19 protein-coding genes are annotated in these 20,252 nt (G+C 68.1%); 11 read left to right on the top strand and 8 right to left on the bottom strand.

Annotated features, from left to right (window positions below):
• Positions 1–49 precede the first annotated feature (49 nt).
• Both QO011_RS17640 and QO011_RS17645 read left to right on the top strand, forming a co-directional pair.
• Positions 50–685 (top strand): DUF1326 domain-containing protein, encoded by a 636-nt coding sequence (locus QO011_RS17640; RefSeq protein ID WP_307274568.1) that lies wholly within the window; start codon positions 50–52, stop codon positions 683–685.
• Positions 685–1,560, top strand: coding sequence for a DUF2182 domain-containing protein (locus QO011_RS17645; protein WP_307274570.1), 876 nt, complete (start codon positions 685–687; stop codon positions 1,558–1,560). The genes QO011_RS17640 and QO011_RS17645 overlap by 1 nt, the downstream gene beginning before the upstream one ends.
• A gap of 37 nt (positions 1,561–1,597) precedes the next feature.
• Here the strand turns inward: QO011_RS17645 and QO011_RS17650 are convergent, their stop codons facing one another.
• Positions 1,598–2,998 carry an aminotransferase-like domain-containing protein gene (locus QO011_RS17650; protein WP_307274571.1) on the bottom strand — a complete coding sequence of 467 codons (1,401 nt, stop codon included), beginning with the start codon at positions 2,996–2,998 and terminating at the stop codon, positions 1,598–1,600.
• Between the two features lie 213 nt (positions 2,999–3,211).
• Here QO011_RS17650 and QO011_RS17655 point away from each other — a divergent pair, with 213 nt between their 5' ends.
• From QO011_RS17655 to QO011_RS17685, 7 genes are all read left to right on the top strand, one after another.
• Entirely contained in the window at positions 3,212–4,561 is a 1,350-nt protein-coding gene (locus QO011_RS17655; protein WP_307274573.1) for a hydroxymethylglutaryl-CoA reductase, degradative, read from the top strand.
• Positions 4,562–4,565: 4 nt separating this feature from the next.
• Positions 4,566–5,576 (top strand): ABC transporter permease, encoded by a 1,011-nt coding sequence (locus tag QO011_RS17660; RefSeq protein WP_307274575.1) that lies wholly within the window; start codon positions 4,566–4,568, stop codon positions 5,574–5,576.
• A gap of 29 nt (positions 5,577–5,605) precedes the next feature.
• Positions 5,606–6,622 carry a sugar ABC transporter substrate-binding protein gene (locus tag QO011_RS17665; protein WP_307274577.1) on the top strand — a complete coding sequence of 339 codons (1,017 nt, stop codon included), beginning with the start codon at positions 5,606–5,608 and terminating at the stop codon, positions 6,620–6,622.
• 12 nt (positions 6,623–6,634) lie between these two features.
• Positions 6,635–8,746 carry an ABC transporter permease gene (locus tag QO011_RS17670; RefSeq protein WP_307274579.1) on the top strand — a complete coding sequence of 704 codons (2,112 nt, stop codon included), beginning with the start codon at positions 6,635–6,637 and terminating at the stop codon, positions 8,744–8,746.
• A 68-nt stretch (positions 8,747–8,814) separates the two neighbouring features.
• Positions 8,815–9,825, top strand: coding sequence for an NHL repeat-containing protein (locus QO011_RS17675; protein ID WP_307274581.1), 1,011 nt, complete (start codon positions 8,815–8,817; stop codon positions 9,823–9,825).
• On the top strand, positions 9,822–11,318 hold the full coding sequence (locus tag QO011_RS17680; protein WP_307274584.1) for a sugar ABC transporter ATP-binding protein: 1,497 nt from the start codon (positions 9,822–9,824) through the stop codon (positions 11,316–11,318). Before QO011_RS17675 ends, QO011_RS17680 begins: the two co-directional genes overlap by 4 nt.
• Complete coding sequence (locus QO011_RS17685) at positions 11,318–12,181, top strand: hydroxymethylglutaryl-CoA lyase (RefSeq protein WP_307274585.1); 864 nt, start codon at positions 11,318–11,320, stop codon at positions 12,179–12,181. The genes QO011_RS17680 and QO011_RS17685 overlap by 1 nt, the downstream gene beginning before the upstream one ends.
• Positions 12,182–12,231: 50 nt before the next feature.
• Here QO011_RS17685 and QO011_RS17690 read toward each other — a convergent pair whose 3' ends face one another.
• From QO011_RS17690 to QO011_RS17710, 5 genes are all read right to left on the bottom strand, one after another.
• On the bottom strand, positions 12,232–12,738 hold the full coding sequence (locus QO011_RS17690) for a tyrosine phosphatase family protein (protein ID WP_307274588.1): 507 nt from the start codon (positions 12,736–12,738) through the stop codon (positions 12,232–12,234).
• Positions 12,739–12,746: 8 nt separating this feature from the next.
• Positions 12,747–13,349, bottom strand: coding sequence for a YfbR-like 5'-deoxynucleotidase (locus QO011_RS17695; protein ID WP_307274590.1), 603 nt, complete (start codon positions 13,347–13,349; stop codon positions 12,747–12,749).
• Positions 13,349–13,966 carry a DNA-3-methyladenine glycosylase I gene (locus QO011_RS17700; RefSeq protein WP_307274592.1) on the bottom strand — a complete coding sequence of 206 codons (618 nt, stop codon included), beginning with the start codon at positions 13,964–13,966 and terminating at the stop codon, positions 13,349–13,351. The genes QO011_RS17695 and QO011_RS17700 overlap by 1 nt, the downstream gene beginning before the upstream one ends.
• A gap of 81 nt (positions 13,967–14,047) precedes the next feature.
• On the bottom strand, positions 14,048–15,028 hold the full coding sequence (locus QO011_RS17705) for a quinone oxidoreductase family protein (RefSeq protein WP_307274594.1): 981 nt from the start codon (positions 15,026–15,028) through the stop codon (positions 14,048–14,050).
• Positions 15,029–15,344: 316 nt separating this feature from the next.
• Positions 15,345–16,262 (bottom strand): alpha/beta fold hydrolase, encoded by a 918-nt coding sequence (locus QO011_RS17710; RefSeq protein ID WP_307274595.1) that lies wholly within the window; start codon positions 16,260–16,262, stop codon positions 15,345–15,347.
• 132 nt (positions 16,263–16,394) lie between these two features.
• On the opposite strand from QO011_RS17710, the gene QO011_RS17715 reads away from it, so the two are divergent.
• Entirely contained in the window at positions 16,395–17,360 is a 966-nt protein-coding gene (locus tag QO011_RS17715) for a GlxA family transcriptional regulator (protein WP_307274596.1), read from the top strand.
• Between the two features lie 30 nt (positions 17,361–17,390).
• Here the strand turns inward: QO011_RS17715 and QO011_RS17720 are convergent, their stop codons facing one another.
• Together QO011_RS17720 and QO011_RS17725 are read right to left on the bottom strand one after the other, a co-directional pair.
• On the bottom strand, positions 17,391–18,761 hold the full coding sequence (locus QO011_RS17720; RefSeq protein WP_307274598.1) for a sensor histidine kinase: 1,371 nt from the start codon (positions 18,759–18,761) through the stop codon (positions 17,391–17,393).
• Complete coding sequence (locus QO011_RS17725; RefSeq protein ID WP_307274600.1) at positions 18,739–19,422, bottom strand: response regulator transcription factor; 684 nt, start codon at positions 19,420–19,422, stop codon at positions 18,739–18,741. The genes QO011_RS17720 and QO011_RS17725 overlap by 23 nt, the downstream gene beginning before the upstream one ends.
• Before the next feature lie 132 nt (positions 19,423–19,554).
• Between QO011_RS17725 and QO011_RS17730 the strand changes: the two genes are divergently transcribed.
• Positions 19,555–20,223 carry a response regulator transcription factor gene (locus QO011_RS17730; RefSeq protein WP_307274602.1) on the top strand — a complete coding sequence of 223 codons (669 nt, stop codon included), beginning with the start codon at positions 19,555–19,557 and terminating at the stop codon, positions 20,221–20,223.
• Positions 20,224–20,252 lie beyond the last annotated feature (29 nt).

Raw genomic sequence — 20,252 nt, forward strand, 5'->3', positions numbered from 1 at the left:
GCCGACGCTCCCGTCTCGTTCGAGCGCCGGCCACCTTCGGGGGCTTGCCATGGTCGACATCCAGTGGACTCTTCACGGCCGCGAATTCGCCAATTGCAATTGCGCCTACGGTTGTCCCTGCCAGTTCAATGCGTTGCCGACTCACGGCCATTGCTCAGCCGTGGTCGGCATGCAGATCGACACCGGCCATCACGGCGACACCAGCCTCGATGGCCTGCGCATCGCCGGCGTGTTTTCCTGGCCCGGGCCGATCCATCTCGGCAACGGCCAGGCCTTCCCGATCGTCGACCAGCGGGCCGACGACGCCCAGCGGGGCGCCATCCTGCGCATCATGAGCGGGCAGGACACCAAGCCGGGCGCGACCATGTTCAACGTCTTCGCCTCGATGCTGAGCAAGGTCCATGACCCGGTCTTCACCGACATCGACTTCGAGGTCGACGTCAAGGCACGGCGGGCGCGGCTGAAGGTGGCCGGCTATATCGACCAGCGCGGCGAACCGATCGTCAACCCGGTGACCGGCGCGGAGTATCGCGGCGCCATCGTGCTCGATGGCGGTTTCGAATACACGCGCGCCGAGATGGGGCGCGGCTGGTCGAAGACGCAGGGGCCGATCGCGCTCGAGCTCGCCGATTCCTACGGCCAGTTCGCCGATCTGCATCTGTGCCAGGACGGCATCATCCGCTGATGCCCGCGGCCGACACCGCGATCGCCGCGTTGCTGAAGCGCGACCGCGTCGTGGTCGCCGCGGCGCTGGCGGGACTGACGCTCCTCGCCTGGGCCTATCTCTTCTGGCTGTCCGCCCATATGGCGATGCCTGCGGCCGGTGCCGCCATGTCCGGCGACATGGCGGGCATGGACATGGCGGGCATGGACATGGGCCCGGCGGGCGGGGGCGCCGGTGGAATGGCCGCCGCAGTCGCGCCGGCCTTCCGGATATGGGCGCCGGTCGATTTCGCCGTCATGTTCGCCATGTGGTCGGTGATGATGGTCGGCATGATGACGCCCTCGGTGGCGCCCATGGTCCTGCTCTATGCCGGCGTCGGCCGCAAGGCGGCACAGAGCGGCAGGCCCTTCGCCTCGACTGGCTGGTTCTTTGCCGGCTATATCGTCGTCTGGATCGGCTTCAGCGCGCTGGCGACCGGCGCCCAATGGGCCTTGACGGCCCTTGCGCTGCTCACCCCGGGCATGGCGGCGGCAAGCACGCTCCTGGGCGCCGCCGTTCTCGTCGCGGTCGGGCTCTATCAATGGACGCCGCTCAAGCAGACCTGCCTCAGAGCCTGCCAGTCACCGCTCGGCTTCCTGATGGCGCATGGCGGCTTCCGCGCCGCGCCGCTCGGCGCGCTCCGCCTCGGCATGCTGCACGGAGCTTATTGCCTCGGCTGCTGCTTCGCCCTGATGGGCCTGCTCTTCGTCGGCGGCATCATGAACGTGCTGTGGATCGCCGGCCTGACAATCCTCATCCTGCTGGAGAAGCTCGTCCCGGCCGGCCAGCTGATCCCGCGCATCTCCGGCGCCCTGATCGCTGCGGCCGGGATCTGGCTGCTCGTCCACCCGGGTTGAGTGCGCATCGGCGCAGGGCCGTCGTCAATCTCGAAACCTATGTCAGCTTGCGCTGGAGAAAATCGTAGAATCGCGGGTCGTCCGCCCGGGACACATTGATCCGGATGCCCCTGGCAAGCGGATGGGTCTTGTCGACGCAGAACACGCTGCCGGGGGCGATGAAGATGCTCTCCCGGGCGCCGTCCCGGGCAAGCGCGATATCGTCGGCGCCCGGCGGAAGCTGGAGATAGAGGTAATATCCGCCGACGCTGTCGCTGAAGATTCGATGGCCGGCCTGCCGCAGCTTCGATTGCACGCGGCCCGATGCCGTCTCGATCCGCTGGCCCAGGCGCTTCAGGTGCCGGTCGTAATGCCCGCCCGCGAGCAGGTGGTGCAGCAGCCGCTCGACATAGCCGGAGCTGTTGACCGTCGTCAGCATTTTGAGCTCGGCGAGGGCCGCAATCCTGTCCGCGCGCGTGGCGATGAAGCCGGACCGCAGGCTCGCCGACAGGGTCTTGGAGAACGTGCCGATCGAAATGACGTTGCTCAACTGGTCGAGCGTCGCCAGCCTGTTGCCGGAGGCGATCGGCAGGTCGACGAAAGGATCGTCCTCGACCAGCACCAGGCCATGCCGGTTGGCGATCGTCAGGATCGCATGCGCCACCGGCAGCGTCACCGAGCCGCCGGTCGGGTTGTGGCCGAGGGACTGCGTGAAGAACAGCTTTGGCCGTTCGCCGGCCGCCTTGGCCGCCAGGTCCTCCGGGCTCGGTCCGTCCGGCGTGCGGGTGACGCCGACCATCCGGACCTGCGCCAGGGTCAGCTTGGCGAACAGGGGATAGTAGCCGGGCTCGTCCACGAGCACGGTGTCGCCGGGCGACAGCATGGCGCGGATGATCAGGTCCAGCGCGTGGTTCGCCCCGAAGGTCAGAAGGATGTTGTCTTGCCCGGCCTGGATCTGCTGGTCGGCGAGACGCCGCGCCAGCTGCTGCCTTAGCGGCAGGAAGCCGAGGGCCGAGCCATAGGCATCGGCGTCCGCCGACAGGGCGCCGCCAGGGGCGCCGAGATGACGCCGGATCTCGGATTGCTCCGTCCATGACGGCGGCGGCCGGCCGTCGCCGACGCGGATCTGGAAGCTCTGCTCGAGCTGGGCGCCGAGAAGCGAGGCGACGTCGACCGCCTCCGCGACGTGCTTCGGCCTGGAACTGGCGGCGGCGTCCGCGGCGGCGGCCACGACGAAGCCCGACCCGGCTCTCGCCGCGATATGGCCCGAGGCCACCAGCCGGTCATAGGCCTCGACGATGGTGTTCTTGGACACGCCGAGCTCCGCCGCGGCCCTGCGGATCGACAGGAGACGGCTGCCCGGCGACAGTGCGCCGCCGGCGATCTCGCCCTGCAGCTTGCGGACGACGCCGTCCACCAGGGTCGCAGGCTGCGCGCTCCGTTCGCCACCGGCTGCCATTGGCCCTCCCTGGAGCAAAGCGCGTTTGGGCCGAAACGCTGCTTTGCTCTCATTCCTGGTCTCGACGCGTCTTTGCGAGTCTTGGCGATTCCGCCAAATCGCAAAACGCTTCAGGGGTACAGTTTCAGACAATATCTGAAAATTGTACCTTTGCAGAAGGGTACTGAAGCGGTCATCTCTGCGGCAAGAGGAAAATGCATGGGGAGGACGGCCTTGAGCGGCTCGGAGACGGGTGCAGCGCGCCCGGCGATCACTTCGCAGGGCGCAGCGCGACCTGCGATCAATTCGCGGCTGGAGAACCTGCGCAATCTCGTCCCCGCCGAACGGCTCGGGAAGGTCGCTGAGGCCGTCGCTCTCGGTGACGGCGAGCTGGAGGCTCTCGGCCGCGGCGGGCTGCCGCTCGCGCTCGCCAACGGCATGATCGAGAACGTCATCGGCACGTTCGAGCTGCCGCTGGGCATCGCCACCAATTTCACCATCAACGGCCGCGACTACCTGATCCCGATGGCGGTCGAGGAGCCCTCGGTCGTGGCGGCCGCCTCCTACATGGCCCGCATCGCCCGAGCCCATGGCGGCTTCCAGACCTCGAGCAGCGCGCCGATCATGCGGGCGCAGGTGCAGGTGCTCGATGTCGCCGATCCCCACGGCGCCCGTGCTCGCGTCCTGAAGGACCAGGACGCGATCATCGCCGCCGCCAATGCCAGGGACAAGGTGCTGATCTCGCTCGGCGGCGGCTGCCGCGGCATCGAGGTGCATGTCTTCGACCGCACGCCCGTCGGCCCCATGCTCGCCGTCCATCTCATCGTCGACGTGCGCGACGCGATGGGCGCGAACACGGTCAACACCATGGCCGAGACCGTGGCGCCGATCATCGAGCGGATCACCGGCGGCGTCGTCCGGCTGCGGATCCTGTCGAACTACGCCGACCTGCGCCTCGCCCGCGCGGCGGTGACCGTCCCGCCCGAGGCGCTGAAGACCGAGGATTATGCCGGCGAGCGCATCGCGCGCGGCATCGTCGAGGCCTGCGCCTTCGCCATCGTCGATCCCTACCGGGCGGCGACCCACAACAAGGGCATCATGAACGGCATCGATCCGATCGTGGTGGCGACCGGCAATGACTGGCGCGCGATCGAGGCCGGCGCGCATGTCTGGGCAGCCCGGTCCGGCCGGTATACCGCGCTGTCGAACTGGGAGATCGACGGGAAGGGCCATCTCGTCGGCACGCTGGAAATGCCGATGGCGCTGGGGCTGGTCGGCGGCGCCACCAAGACCCATCCGGCCGCGCGCGCCGCCCTCAAGATCCTGGGTGTCCAGAGCGCCCAGGAACTGGCCGAGGTCGCCGTCGCCGTCGGGCTGGCCCAGAACATGGCCGCCCTGCGGGCGCTCGCGACCGAAGGCATCCAGAAGGGCCACATGGCGCTGCACGCGCGCAACATCGCCATCGTCGCCGGCGCCGCCGGAGATGAGATCGAGACGGTCGCCGGCGCGCTGGCGGCCGACCACGATGTCCGCGTCGACCGGGCCAAGGAGATGCTCGAAGCCCTGCGCGGCGGCAAGGGCTGAGACGATGAGCGCGCCCGCCGCCGAGGACATCCCCAGGCCGTTCCATCTCCGGATGCTGCGCAGCCAGGAAGGCATCGTGCTGGCGCTAGCCATCCTCGCCTTCCTCATCTTCTCCGTGCTGCTCCCGGGATTTCTCAGCCCCGGCAATCTCCTGGTGCTGGTGCGGAGCGTCTCCATCCTCGGCATCCTGGCGCTCGGCATGGCGCTCGTCGTCATCGCCCGCGGCATCGACGTTTCCATGATCGCCATCATGGTCGTGTCGGTGTCCTGGGCCTTCGTCATCACCCGCGCCGGCTATCCCTTCGCACTCGCCCTGCTGATCGGCGCCGGTTTCGCGCTCATCGCCGGCATGCTCATCGGCGCATTGATCGCCTTCGGCGACGTGCCGCCGATCTTCGCCACCCTTGCAGCGGGCTCGGTGATCTACGGCACCGGCCGGACGTTCTTCTTCACCCTGGAGATGCAGAACGTGCCGCCGGACACCGACTGGTTCAGCGTCATCGGACAAGGCAGCCTCTTCGGCATTCCCATCACCGTCGTCGCTTTCGCCGTGCTGTGCGGCCTGTTCCAGTTCGTGCTGCGGAGCACCCGCTTCGGCTGGATGATCTACGCCATGGGCAGCAATCCGGGCGCGGCCCGCGTCACCGGCATCCCGTTCCGGCCGATGACGGTCGCCCAATATGCGATCAGCGCCTTCGTCGCCTACATCGCCGGGCTGATCCTTGCCTCCTCGGCAGCGGCGATCAACGCCCGGCTTTTCAACTCGACGATGATTTACGACATCCTGCTCGTCGTCGTGCTGGGCGGCATCGGCCTCAATGGCGGCCATGGCAGCGTGCGCAACGTCGTCCTCGGCACCGCCTTCGTCGGCATCCTGCTCAACGGCATGACCATCCTGAACATCGACTACACGATCCAGAACCTGGTCAAGGGCGTGGTGCTGCTCCTGGCGATCGTCGTCGATTCCCTCGTCAATCCCCGCGACGAGCAGACGTCGCAGCAGGGGGACCTCTAGAGCCTGCGTTCAACCCGGGAGGAAAAAACATGAAAAAAGCACGTCTGACGAAACTGGCGCTCGGCATGGCCGTGCTCGCCGCCGGCCTGTCCTTCGCCAAGGCCCAGGACAAGGGCTTGGAAAACCCGCGCAGCACGGCGTTCCATACCTCGCTGAAGGACAAGAAGGTGGTGTTCGTGCCGCTGTCCATGGGCTTCGACCTGACCGAGGGTTGGGCGGCGCAGATGCGCCGGCAGGCCAGCCGGCTCGGCTACAGCTTCGAGATCCGCGATCCCGCCTGGAGCACCGACGCCGGCACCAAGGCGATCCAGTCGCTGATCAGCGAAAAGCCCGACCTGATGGTGATCCACAATCCCGACATTCAGTCCTATGCCCGGCTGCTCAAGCAGGCGCAGGCGGCCGGCATCAAGATCGTCCAGATCAACCTGGAATCGAACACGACGACCGACTCCTATGTCGGCGCCGACTGGACCGAGATCGGCAGGACGGCGGCCGAGGCCATCGTCGGCAAATGCGACAAGGGCAAGGGCATCTCGACCAAGGTGGCGATCGACACCGGCGTGCCGACTGCCGCCTCCGACGTCTTCCAGCTCGACGGTATCTACAAGGTGCTGAGCGCCCATCCCGACATCCAGGTCGTTTCGCAGCAGGCGACCGAATACAATCCGGAAAAGGCCCGCTCGATCATGGCGACGGTGCTGCAGCAGCATCCAGACCTCTGCGGGGGGATCGGCATCTGGGACAACCAGGACACCGGCACCGCCTCGGCGATCAAGGAAGCCGGCAAGAGCGACCAAGTGTTCCTGGTCACCAGCGGCGGCGGCAACAAGGTCGGCTGCGAGAATGTCGAGAAAGGCTTGTTCAATCTCTACATCAGCTACAACGTGCCGCTGCAGGGCGACCTGCTCAACCAGGAGATTGCCAGGCTCCTGATGTCCGACAGCCCGGCGGGAGAGGTGAAGACCATGTACTTCAATCCTCTCACCCTGATCACCAAGGCCAATGTCAACCAGCGCAACTGTTGGACGCTCGACGATCTGAAATAGGCGAGCGGGGTCATGGCAGAGAGCAACGCGCTGACGCGGTGGCGCTATAGGTATCTCTCCGGCCGCCTGGTCGGAGAGATCCTGTCCAAGAGCTGGATCGACAGCGCGATCCCGGTCGTCGCCCTCCTGGTGACGGCCGCCGTCATGGCGTTCCTGATCCCGGGCCTGCTCAAGCCGGCCTATGTCGCCGACCTCTCGCGCCAACTCGCCGAATTCGGCCTGGTCGCTCTCGCTCTCACCATCGTGCTCCTGTCGGGCGGCATCGATCTCTCCGTCGGATCCGTGTTCGCGCTCTGCGTGCTGGCGGCGCTGTCCGGCGTGAATGTCCTGGCCCTGCCGTTTCCCGTCGCGCTCGGCATGACACTCGGCGTCGGCCTCGTCTGCGGCCTCATCAACGGCGTCCTGATCGGCTATCTCCGGCTGCGCGCCTTCATCACCACCCTGGTGACCCTGGTCATCTACCGCGCCATCTACGACATCGTCTTTCCCCGCCTGGCGAGCGCCATCGTCGGCAGCACGCCGGACTCGCCGGGCTGGGACTTTCTCGGTTTCGGCGCCGTCCATGGCGTGCCCGTGTCCTTCCTGATCTTCGCCCTCATCGCGGTCGCCCTCCATATCACGCTGTCCCGGTTGCGGCCCGGCTGGCGCCTGCGGGCGGTCGGCGGCGCGCGCAAGTCCGCCTACAATGCCGGCATCGACGTCAAGCGCACCGTCTGCATGGCCTATGTCTCGTCCGGCCTGCTGACGGCGGTCGCCGCCTTCCTGTTCGCGGCACGCCTCGGCAGCACCGGCGCCGATACCGGCATCGGCCTGGAGATCTCGGTGCTGACGGCCGTGGTGCTGGGCGGCGTGTCGCTCGGCGGCGGCCGGGGCTCGGTCGGCAGCGCCATCATCGGCGCGATCCTGGTGCTGATCCTCACCAACGGCCTGATCCGCCTGTCGACGCCGGGCTCGGTCAACCAGCTGCTGCTCGGCCTGATCCTGATCCTGGCGGTGCTCTTCGACGCCAAATGGGTGAAGAATCGCGGCAAGATCCTGAGCAAGGTCTATGTCTCGCCGACCTACCTCGCCCTGCCCGAGCAGGCCGGTGCGCACGGCGACACCTTCGCCCTCAACGACCGCCTCGGCGATGTCGAGCTGATCGGCCTCGGCGAGGTGGAAGGCCCGGAGGACGTCGTCCTCGACCGGGACGGCCATCTCTACACCGGCACGCGGCACGGCACGATCGTGCGTTTTCTCGCTCCCGACTACGGGAGGCACGAGGTCTTCGCCCGGATCGGCGGGCATCCGCTCGGCCTCTGCTTCGCCGCGAACGGGGATCTCCTGACTTGCGTGGGCGGCATGGGCGTCTACAAGGTCGGCCCCGACGGCACCGTCGCCAAGGTCACCGACGAGACCAACCGCAGCTGGCTCTCGGTCATCGATGATTCCAGGCTACGCCTGCCCGACGACCTCGACGTGGCGCCGGACGGCCGGATCTTCTTCAGCGAGGCGACGATCCGCTACGAGATGGCGGACTGGGTGGTCGATGCGCTGGAGGGCCGCGGCAATGGCCGGCTGATCTGCCACGATCCCGCGACCGGCAAGACCCGCACGGTGCTGCGCGGCCTGATCTTTCCCAACGGCATCACCATCTGCCGCGACGGCCAGTCACTGCTGTTCGCCGAGACCTGGGCCTGCCGGATCTCGCGCTACTGGTTCGACGGCCCGAACAAGGGGCGGACGGAAATCTTCATCGCCGACCTTCCCGGCTATCCCGACAACATCAACCGCGGCTCCGACGGCACCTATTGGATCGCGCTGCTGGGCCTGCGGACGAAGACGTTCGATCTCGCCATGCGCAAGCCCGGCTTCCGCCGCCGCATGGCCCGCCGGATCGCGTCCGACGAATGGCTGTTTCCGAACGTCAATCGCGGCTGCGTCGCGCAGGTCTCGGAAGAGGGCAGGGTGCTTCAGGTGCTGTGGGACCGCGGCGGCGAGAACCATCCCTCGATCACGTCCACATGCGAGCACCGGGGCTATCTCTATCTCGGCGGCGTCTCCAACAACCGCATCGGCCGCATCCGCCTGCCCGGCGCCGATCCCGACTGGACGGCGCGGCGCGACACTTGGGGGAAGGACTGATGGGATTCTTCTCGAGCCTGGCCGGCCTGTTCGGCCGTGGAGACGAGGATGTCCTCAGCATCCCGGCCATGGACGGCGTGTTCAAGCCCAACGCGCGGCTCGACAGCACCGAGGCTATCCTCGGCCTGCCAGGGCTGGACAACCTCGCCGCCGGCCCGGGCGCGCTTTATTGCAGCAGCGTAGACACGGTGTTCCGCATTGACCCGAAAGCCGGGCGCGCCGAGCCGGTCCGGACGTTCGGCGGCGCCGTGACCATGATCGCCGCATCCCCGGCCGGCCGGCTCGCGGTCGGCGTCGAAGGCATCGGCGTGGAACTGCTCGATCAGAGCGAGTGGCGCCGCTTCGATCTTCCTGCCGACTGCGCGTCCTGCGTCACCGCGGGCCTGTTCCGCGGCGAGGACGAGCTCTGCCTGGCGATCGGCTCCCGTGTCCATGCCGCGTCGGACTGGAAGCGCGATCTGATGAGTCGTGGCTCGACCGGAGCCGTAATACTTTGCCGGCTATCGATAGGAGCGTGCGAAATCGTCAGGGAAGGCCTCGCCTTTCCCTACGGCCTGGCCGTCATGGCCGATGGCGCTCTCGCGGTGAGCGAAAGCTGGCGGCATCGGGTTCTGTCCCTGCCGGCGCGGGCGGGATCGGCGGAAGAGGTGCGGATCGGCGATCTTCCCGCCTATCCCGCCCGGCTCTCCCCGGCTTCGGACGGCGGCTTCTGGCTGGCGCTCTTCGCCCCGCGCCGCCAGCTGACGGAATTCGTGCTCGTCGAGGATGACTATCGCCGCGAGATGATGGCGACGATCCCGCCGCAGGCCTGGATCGGTCCCGACTTCGCCGATGGCGACGAGGAGCAGCCGCTGCAGGCCGGGTCCGTGCGGCAGATGGGGATCATGAAGCCCTGGGCGCCGTCGCGCTCCTACGGGCTGGTCGCCAGGCTCGACCGGGACATGCAGCCCGTCGCCAGCTTCCATTCCCGCGCCGACGGCCGACGGCACGGCATCGCCTCAATCGTCGAATTCGAGGGGCATCTCTACGCGGCGTCCCGCGGCAGCGGCACGCTGCTTCGGATCGGCGACCCGACATGACCGACATCGTCGAATTCCGGGACGCGACCAAGTCGTTCCGCGGCGTCGCCGCCTTCAGCCATGTGAACTTCGCCCTGCGCAAGGGCGAGGTCCATGCCCTGCTGGGCGAGAACGGCGCGGGCAAGTCGACCCTCACCAAGGTGCTCGCCGGCCTCTACCCCCTGACGTCGGGGGCGATGCTGGTGGAGGGCGTGGCGCGGACATTCGCCTCGCCGGCGGACGCCCTCGCCAGCGGCGTCGCCATGGTGTTCCAGGAGACCAACCTCATTCCGTCGATGACGGTGGCCCAGAACCTCTTCCTGGGCGAGGAGAGCTTCTTCAACCGGCTGCGCGGCGTCAACATCAGGGCCCAGCAGCATCTGCAGCGCCTGAGCTTCCACGTCGAGCCGACGGCGCTGGTCTCCTCGCTCGGCGCCGCCAAGAAGCAGATGGTCGAGATTGCCCGGGCCGTGCAGCATCGGGCGCGCATCTTCATCTTCGATGAGCCGACCGCGACGCTGACCCCGGAGGAGAAGCAGCATTTCTTCACGCTGGTCGAACGCCTCAAGGCCGATGGCGCCTCGATCATCTTCATCTCGCACGCGCTGGAGGAGGCGCTGGCGATCGCCGACCGCATCAGCATCCTGCGCGACGGCGAGCTCATCGTCACCGACGAGACCCGGACCTTCACCCGCGACCGCATCATCCAGGCCATGGTCGGCCGCCAGCTCAAGGACGAGCTCTACGGCACGGCACGGACGCGCAAGGCCAGGCCGATCGGCCGCAAGGTCCTGGCGCTCGAGAACGTCTCCATGGGCAAGGCGGTGCGCAGCGCCACGCTGTCGGTCTTCGCCGGCCAGGTCACCGGCATGTTCGGCCTGGTCGGGGCGGGGCGGACGGAAATGATGAAGATCGCCGCCGGCGTCCTCAAGCGCGACCTCTTCCACGGCGGCCGCGTCAAGCTGAACGGCGAGAGCGTGCGCTTCAGCGTTCCGCGCAGCGCGGTGAGGCGGCGCGTCGCCTATGTCACCGAGGACCGCAAGCTCGACGGCCTCTTCGACACCATGGGCATTTCCCAGAACATCTTCCTGGGCAGGCTCGCGAGGGGAAGCAACCCCTTGTCGGTGGTCGGCATGGGTGAGGCCCGTGAGGCCGCGTCCGAATGGATCGAGAGGCTCAACATCCGGACGATCCGCCAGGGCGCCAAGGTCGTCGAGCTCTCCGGCGGCAACCAGCAGAAGGTGGTGATCGCCAAGAGCCTGATCCAGAGTCCGGACCTGATCATCTTCGACGAGCCGACGCGCGGGGTGGATGTCGGGGCGATCGCCGAGATCCATGCGATGATCCAGGGCCTCGCCGATGCCGGGGCGGCCGTGGTGGTCATCTCTTCCTATCTCCCGGAAATCCTGGCCATATCGGATCGTATCCTGGTCGCCAAGCAGGGGCGTATCATCGAGGAGATGTCGATCGAGGAGGCGAGCGAGGAGAAGATCATGTACGCGGCGGTGCACTGATGGACGACGACAGGACGGTCACCCTTGTCGAGGTCGGACCGCGTGACGGCCTGCAGAACGAGAAGGCCGTCATCGCGACGCAAGACAAGCTTGCGCTGATCGAGCGTCTGGCCGATGCGGGCTTGACCCGCATCGAGGCGACGGCCTTCGTCTCGCCGAAATGGGTGCCGCAGATGGCGGATCACGATGCGGTCATGCGGGGCGCCCGGCGGCGGCCCGGACTGACGCTCTCGGCTCTCGTTCCCAACGAGAAGGGCGCGGTCGCGGCCATTGCGGCCGGCGCCCAGGAATTGGCGGTGTTCGCCAGCGCGTCGGAGAGTTTCGCGCGAGAGAATACCAATTGCACCATCGCCGAGAGCATCGAGCGCTTCGGGCCCGTGCTGGCCCTGGCGCGGACGCATCGGCTTCCAGTCAGAGGTTATGTCTCCTGCGCGGTCGATTGTCCCTATGAAGGGCCGATCGCGCCGGCCATGGTGCGCGCCGTCGCGGAGCGCCTTCTGGACATCGGCTGCGCGGAGATCGCCGTCGCCGACACGATCGGCCGGGGCACGCCGGAGCGGGTCGACGCCATGCTGGCTGATGTGATCGAGGCCGTGCCGATCGGACGGCTCGCCTGCCATTTCCACGACACGTCCGGCCAGGCGCTGGCCAATATCGACGTGGCGCTCGGGCACGGCATCCGCATCGTCGACAGCGCCATCGGCGGGCTGGGCGGGTGTCCCTATGCGCCGGGCGCGGCCGGCAATGTCGCCACGGAACGCGTGGTCGCGCACTTGGCTTCGTTGAGATACGACACCGGCGTCGATCCCGACAAGCTGGCCGTCGCCAGGGCCTTTGCATCAGGTCTGAAGACTGCGAAATAGGGCCGGGTGCCCGTTTCGGGTTCGGAACGATCGGGCGTCGAGCTTCGCCCTCACACCTCGTAGGCGAAGGGCGTGCCCTCGTGGCAATCCGCGCCGCGCCCGATCGCGGCGATGGCGGCGATCATCCGGCCGCCGCGGTTCAGCCTGGCGTCGGCCAGCGCCACGATGCGTGGATTGGGCGTGGCGGTGGGCGAGGCGCGGCGCAGCGCCAGCGCCGCCTCCATCTCGTCGCGCGCAGGATCGAGCGCGCAGGCCGCGACATAGGCCGCCGCCGTCGAGCGGCTGACCCCGGCCCAGCAATGCACCACCAGCGGGCTCGTCCGGTCCCAGCCGGCGAGGAAGGCGAGCAACTGCTCCAGATGCTCCTCCCCCGGAGCGACATGGCCCTCCATCGGCTCGGGAATGTCGTTCATGCCGAGGAACAGGTGGTTGGCCGGGCTGATCGACGCCGGTCGCGTCACCGGCGTCGCGGCGTTGATCAGCGTCACCAGGTGCCGGGCGCCGGTCTCGGCGACGACGGCTTCGAGGCGGGCGAGGGAACAGACATGGATGCGCATGGGGGAACTCAGGACGTCAGCTCTGCGAATCGGTCGAGGAAGGCGGCCTGCGCCGCTTCGGCCGGCAGCGCCGTGAGCCGCCCCGCCGCGATCGGCTGCGGCAGCGGCCTGGGATCGCCGAAGAACCGCCGCGCCTCCTCCAGGGCGAAGCCGGCGAGCTCCGTCGCCTCCAGGAAGGCGGCGACATGGTCGGCCTTCTTGGTCAGCGCCTTGGCCGCGGCCGGGGTCTGGGGCGGCAGGCCGAACCGGACGCGGATGGCCGCCAGGAGCCGCGCCTCGACGCTCTTGTAGCTCTCGCCGATCACCGCCTTGAACGGCGAGATCATGTCGCCGATCACATATTCGGGCGCATCGTGCAGCAGCACGGTCAGCCGCGTCGCGGTGCTGGCCTGCGGCTCCAGGGCGTCGGCGATGTCGGCGACCAGCACCGAGTGCTGCGCCACCGAGAAGATCGCCTCGCCCCGCGTCTGGCCGTTCCAGCGGGCGACGCGGGCAAGGCCATGGGCGATGTCCTCGATCTCGATGTCGAGCGGCGAGGGGTCGAGAAGGTCGAGCCTGCGGCCGGACAGCATGCGCTGCCAGGCCCGCGGCGGCGCCGGCGCCCGCGCCATCAGCCCGGATGCCCCGCACGGCCGAGCGCGGCGCAGTCCTCGTAGCGGAAGCAGCCGACCAAGTGGTCGTTGACCATGCCCACCGCCTGCATGAAGGCGTAGACGATGGTCGGCCCGCAGAACTTGAAGCCCTTGGCTTTCAGGTCTTTCGAGATCGCCTGCGACAGCGCCGTTTCGGCCGGCACCTCGCCGGTGCTGCGCCAGGCGTTCTGCAGCGGCCGCCCGTCCATGAAATCCCAGAGATAGCGCGAAAAACCTTCGCGCTCCTCGATGGCGAGATAGACCTTGGCGCTCTCGATCGTGCCGAGGATCTTGGCCCGGTTGCGGATGATGCCGCCGTCCTGCATCAGCGCCTCGACCTTGTCGGGCCCGAACCGCACGATGCGCTCGGCCTCGAAATTCTCGAACACGTTTCGGAAATGCTCGCGCTTGCGCAGGATGGTGATCCAGGACAAGCCCGCCTGGAACCCGTCGAGGATCAGCTTCTCGAACAGGGCCCGGCTGCCATAGTCCGGTACGCCCCAGTCGGTGTCGTGATAGGCGATGTAGAGCGGATCGGCCCCCGGCCAGGGGCAGCGCGTCTTGCCGTCGGGATAGAGCAGGGCTGTGCGGTCCATGACGCGTTCGTAGAGGGGAAACGAAACAAGATCAAATCTTGTTCGCAGCGCCGTTCGAAACCCGGTGCCCCCCGGGCGAATCTACATCCTGAACATCTGCTTTCCGAGGTTCGGATGGTTCCAGGCGTCGCCGACGGCGCGTTGGAAATCTTCGAGCGGGTGGACCCCGCCGACCGGGACATGGAAATCGGGTCGGCGGAAGAGTTCGGCGATCTCGCGCAGCACCGGCCCGTCGTCGTCGCGGGGCGGCGAGAAGAAATAGCGATAGACGCTGGCCCTGATCTCCGCCCCGCTCAGCAGCACGTCGAAATTGTGCAGCGCGAATCGCTCGGCGCTCATGCCGCCGTTGATGACCAGCCGTCCGCCGAAGGCGAGGCTGCGGACCAGTTCGCCGGTCACGGGACCGCCGACATTGTCGATGACGCCGTGAAGGCCGGCATTCCCGGTGATCGCCATCACCGTTTCCCTCACGCCCGTCGTCGCGTTCGAGAGGTCGACGACCGCGGCCGCCCCGAGATCGCCGAGGTCGAGATCGGCGTGCAGGCGCCGGACGAAGGGGATGACGTTGATGCCGCGCCGCCTGGCGAACTGCAGCACCATGGTCGAGATCGAGGAATAGCCGGCGGTGAGCGCCAGCCATTGCCCGGGCTGCACGCCCGACTCCGCCAGGAGATCCCAGGCGGTGATCGGGTTCATCAATTGTCCGGCCCGCTCGACGGGATAGCCCTCCGGCAGCGGGATCAGCCATTCCGCGGGAACGGCGGCATAGTCCGCCCAGGTGCCGTAATAGCTGAAGGCGACGAGCGTGCCGGGCTTCAGCGCGACCTGCGCGCCGACCTTCTCGATGATGCCGGCGCCGTGGTTTCCCGCGACCTGCCCCGGCAGGTGCGGCTTCTTCGGTTCGGGGTAGAGGCCCTGGATGAACAGGAAGTCTCCCGGGTTGATCGAGGCCGAGACCATTCTGACGAGCGCCTGGTCGTCGCCGATCGCCGGGACCGGAATCTCGGCGAGGCGGAGCACTTCCAGGGGCGAGCCGATGTCATCGAACAGGATTGCTTTCATGTCTGCCTCCAGGTGGGGAAATGCGGACCGCGGGCGACTTGGGTGTCGTCCGGGCATAACCGCATCGAACGCGACGTCGGCTATTCCCCCTTGCGGGGAGGGGTAAGGGGTGGGGGTCGATCAGAATGGAGCGCGACGCCGGTCGAAGGGCTTTGCACTCGACTTTCTACCCGTCGAGGCTGGCGTTACGACCCCCAGCCCCTTACCCCTCCCCGCAAGGGGGAGGGGAGGCCCAAGCGTCGCGGGCTCATCGACCAGCGTCGCGTCTTGTCCGACCGTATCGGGGTGGCGTCCTACGCTTATCTCCGGACGCCCCCTAGCGGCCGTCGAGGAACGAGGCGACGCGCGCGACGGTGAGGTCCGGATTCTCTTCGATGAGCCAATGGCCCGCGCCGGGGATCAGGACCTCGTCGACATGGCTCGCCAGCGTGCGCATCGCCGCCGCCGCCGCGGCGCCGAAGGCCCGGTCCGCCCGCTCGCCGCCGACGGCCAGGACCGGCATGGTCAGCTTCGTCCTCGCGAAGACCGCATTGTCCCGCACATCCGTGTCGAAGGCGGCGAACTGGGCGAATCCCGCCCGCATGGCGCCGGGCGCGGCATATTGCCTGGCGTAGTGATCGCGCGTCGCATCGTCGATCCGGGACGGGTCGCCGGAGAAATCGTTCCAGAACCGGTCGAAATAGATGCGCTCGCGGCCGGCGACGAGACGCTCGGCCTCGGGCCCGCGGAAGGAGAAATGCCAGACGGCCGGGATCCTGACGATCTGGTCCCACGGGCCGATGCCGGGCGGGACGGCTTCCATGACGACGAGCCGGGTTACCTCCTGCGGAAATTCCGCCGCATAGGCATAGGCGACCATGCCGCCGAGATCGTGCCCGACGATCGCGGCCCGGTCGAAGCCGAGCGCCTCGACGATGCTGCGGATATCCCGGGCCTGGGTCTTCTTGTCGTAGCCGTCGGCCGGCCGCGACGAGCGCCCGAGGCCGCGCAGGTCGGGCACGATCACGGTGTGGTGCTTCACCAGCTCCGATGCGAGCGGTCCCCACATGTCGCCGCTCTCGACATAGCCGTGCAGCAGCACGACCGGATCGCCCGCGCCGCCGACCCGGACGAAGAGGTCGGCGCCCGGCGTGGCGATCATCCGGCTCTCGAAGCCAGCGGGGAGGCCCGGCTGCTCCGCCGCGGCCGGCGTTGCGAGGACGAGGGCGAGGGTGGCGAGGACGGTCCTGATCATGGGTCTCACGGGGGCAGCCGGTGTCGATGCCCGACCCTAGGGTCTTGCCGAGGTTGTCGGAATTGGCAGATATGACAATCTCTATGCTGAATCTGCCAAGCCGCCGCGGCGCCAGGAGGCCCCCCCTTGCCGATGTCCCGACCGGTCCATGTGGTGATCTGGCTGCCGTCGACCTTCTATTCCGCCGTCGCCGCCACGCTTGTCGAAATGCTCGAGCTGGTGAACGGCATCCGGCGTTCCCAGGTCCTGTCGTTCGAGTTCGTGGCGCGGCAGGCGGTCGCCACCTCGACATCGGGGATCTCCTTCGAGACCCGGCCCGCACCGTCCCGGCCGATGGACGTGCTCATCCTCCTCGCCATGCCCGGACTGCAGGTGCCGGAGCTGCTGCGGTCCCTGGAAGAGGAGAGCCGGCATGCGAGGCCCCTGCTGGATGCGGCCCGGCACGACGGCGCGATCATCGCCGCCCATTGCGGCGCGGGCTATTTCCTGGCCGATGCCGGCCTGCTCGACGGCAAGCGGGCAACCATCTCCTGGTGGTTGAAGACGGATGCCCTGCGCCGCTTCCCGCGCGTGCGGTGGGACCCCTCGCGCCTCCTGATCCGGCAGGGCCGGATCTACACCTGCGGCGGCGGTTTTTCCGGCCTCGAGCTCGGCAAGGCGCTGCTGAAAGATCTCGGCTTCGCCAGGGAAGAGCGCATCGTGCGCAAGCTCCTGGTCCTGCCGCCGTCGCGGCAGCTCCAGACCCCCTATGAGTTTCCGCTCCAGGACGTGGCGCCGGCGCCCCAGTCGTTCCGGGAGCAGCTCGAGGCCCTGTCACGAGATCGTCTGCCGACGCTCGATCTCACCGTCCTCGCCGACAGGATGGGGCTGTCGCCGCGGACCTTGTCGCGCCGGTTTGCCGAGGACCTGCAGACAAGCCCCGGGCGATGGCTCCAGGATCGGCGCCTGGACATGGCGCGGGAGCTCCTGGAACGGACGACGCTCGCCATTTCAGAGGTCTGCTATCGCGTCGGCTATCAGGACGTGGCCTCCTTCAGCCGGCTCTTCACCCGCACGACCGGCCTGCCGCCCGGCGAGTACCGCCGCCAGAGCCGGTAGTCCGCCCGATGACCCTCATCGGCCGAGCCGTCAGGTGCGGGCAGGGCGATATTGCAAGGTGATGCTGCATCCGGCTGCCTCGCCGCCGAAGACGACGTCCATCCCGTGCAGGCGGGCGACGGCGGCGACGAGGCTGAGGCCCAGCCCGTTGCCGGGCCGATGCCGGCTCTTCTCGGCGCGATAGAAGCGGCGCAGCACCGCGTCCTGCTCCTCGCTGGGAATGCCCGGCCCGGTGTCGGAAACGGTCACGCCGACGCGGTCGCCCTCACGAAAGCTCCTGACGCGGACGCTTCCGCCGGCCGGCGTGAACTTGATGGCGTTGTCGATGAGGTTACCGAAGGCCTCGAACAGGAGATTGCGGTCTCCCGAGAAGTCCGGCAATGGCTCGCTGTCGGCGGCAAGCTGCAGCGCGACCCCTTTTTCCTCGGAGAAGGGTTCATAGAACTCCACGACGTCGGACGTGACTTCGGCGAGGTCGACACGGGTGAATCCGGATCGGCGCACGCCGTCCTCGACTTCGGAGATCCGCAGCAGCGCGCCGAAGGTCTTCAGGATCCCCCGGGTTTCGCCGATCGCCTCGTCGATCCCCTCGGCATAGTCGGCCGGGGTCGCGGCCCGGCGCTGCGCCCGCTCCAGGCCGGCCAGCAGCCGGGTCAGCGGCGTGCGCAGGTCGTGGGCGATGTTGTCGCAGACGCCTTTCACCTCGCGCATCAACCGCTCGATCTCGGCGAGCATCTCGTTGACGACCCGGGCCAGGCGGGCGACGTCGCCCGAGGTGCCGTCGGTGGGCAGGCGCCGGGAGAGGTCGCCGGTGATGATGTCCCGCGTCGCGCCTGTGATCGCGTCGATCTGGCGCACGGCGGCGGCGCCGGTCAGGACGGCGCCCGCCAGTCCGAGCAGAGCCGTCACCGCTCCGGCCAGGATCATCGCGTTGACCAGGACCTCGTTGAACTCGCGCAGCTCGCCGATGCCCTGGGCGACGACGAGCATGTCACCCGACGGCAGCTGCCGGACCACGCCGCGGAAATGCGTCTCGTGCGGCACGCCGCCGAGCCGGAACTCGAAGGGAGCAGGGTTGGCCGCCAAGGGCGCAAGCGGCGTGATGGCGCTGCCGGCGACGCGCGCGCCATCGCGGTCGAACAGCGCCATCGGCCGTTCGGGATTGGCGCCGCCGACGATCCGCGCCTGCAGCCGGTCCTTGACCTCGGCCGGGGCGAGGCGGACGATCTCCTGCTCCTCGCGCAGCACCCATTCGTCGATCTTGTCGCGCATGAAGCTCTTGACCTCGAAGAACAGGAAGCCGAAGAGCGCGAGCGAGGCCAGGCTGAACAGCGCCAGGAAGAGGGTCGCCAGGCGGAAGCTGGTGGTCCTGCAAACGTCAGCCAGGCGCCTTAAGGACATAGCCCGAACCTCTCACGGTCTGGATCATCGATGCGAGGCCGGCCTGGTCGATCTTGCGCCGGAGCTTGCCGACATGGACATCGATGACATTGGTCGGCTCGTCATAGCGATAGTGCCAGACTTCCTCGAACAGCATGGTCCGCGTCACGATCTGTCCGGCATGCCGCATCATATATTCGAGCAGGCGGTATTCGCGGGGCAGGAGCTCGATCACCTGGCCGGCTCGGCGCACGGTGTGCGTCAGCAGGTCCACTTCGAGATCGCCGGCGCGCAAGGCCGTCTCGACGACCGGGCCGGCCCGCCGCCGGATCAGCACGTCCAATCGCGCCGTGAGCTCGAGGAATTCGAACGGCTTGGTCAGGTAGTCGTCGCCGCCGGCCTTGAGGCCGCGCACGCGCTCGTCGACGGCGGACAGCGCGCTGAGGATGAGGACGGGCGTCTGCACGCCGGCCGCCCGCAGCGCGGCGAGGAGGCTGAGGCCGTCGACGTCGCCGGGCAGCATGCGGTCGAGGATGATGGCGGCATAGGTTTGGCCGATGGCCTTCACCAGGCCGTCGCGGCCGGTGACCGTGCGTTCGACCTGATGGCCGTCGTCGGCCAGGGCCGCCTCGATCTCCGCCGCCGTCCGCTCATCGTCTTCCACCACAAGAATGCGAGCCATCCCGCCTCCCGTTCTTTCCCTGTCCCGCCGCGAATGCGTCGTAGGGTCGCCTCTCGGGCGTCGACACTATGGCATCGAGGCGGCAGCGCCGGTTTCGCCGGATCATGAAATCCGTTTCATCAAGGACAGCGCGTGCGCATCCTGATTGTCGAAGACGACGAGAAGACGGCGACCCACCTGTCCCGGGGGCTGACCGAATGCGGTCACGTCACCGACCAGGTGAGGGACGGGGAAACGGCGCTCGCCCTCGTGCTCGAAGGCATCTACGACCTCGTCGTCGTTGACCGCCGGCTCCCGGGCCAGGACGGCCTCGCGCTCGTCAGGCAGCTCCGAAAGCTCGGGGCCGCCGTCCAGGTCCTGATGCTCAGCGCCGTGGCGACGGCCGCCGACCGGGTGGAAGGATTGCGGGCGGGCTGCGACGACTATCTCGCCAAGCCCTATGCCTTCGCCGAGGTCGCCGCCCGTGTCGAGGCGCTGCATCGCCGGGTCGATCGGGCTCCGGTCCAGGACGTGCTGCAGGTCGGCCCGCTGGTTCTGAACCTGCGCTTGCGGAATGCCAGCCGGGCCGGACGCGCCATCGACCTGCAGAAGCGCGAGTTCCTGCTGCTGGAATGCCTGATGCGCCACGCCGGACAGGTGGTGACGCGATCCATGCTGCTGGAGGCCGCCTGGAACTATGATTTCGAGCCGCGCGGCAACATCATCGACATGCACATCCACCGGCTGCGCCGGAAGCTCGACCACGGCTTCGAGGATGCGCTGATCCGGACCGTGCCGGGTATCGGCTACCGCATCGGCTGACGCGTCTTGCTCTGGGCCGGCGGCGGCCC

Source organism: Labrys wisconsinensis (assembly GCF_030814995.1).
Classification (GTDB): domain Bacteria; phylum Pseudomonadota; class Alphaproteobacteria; order Rhizobiales; family Labraceae; genus Labrys; species Labrys wisconsinensis.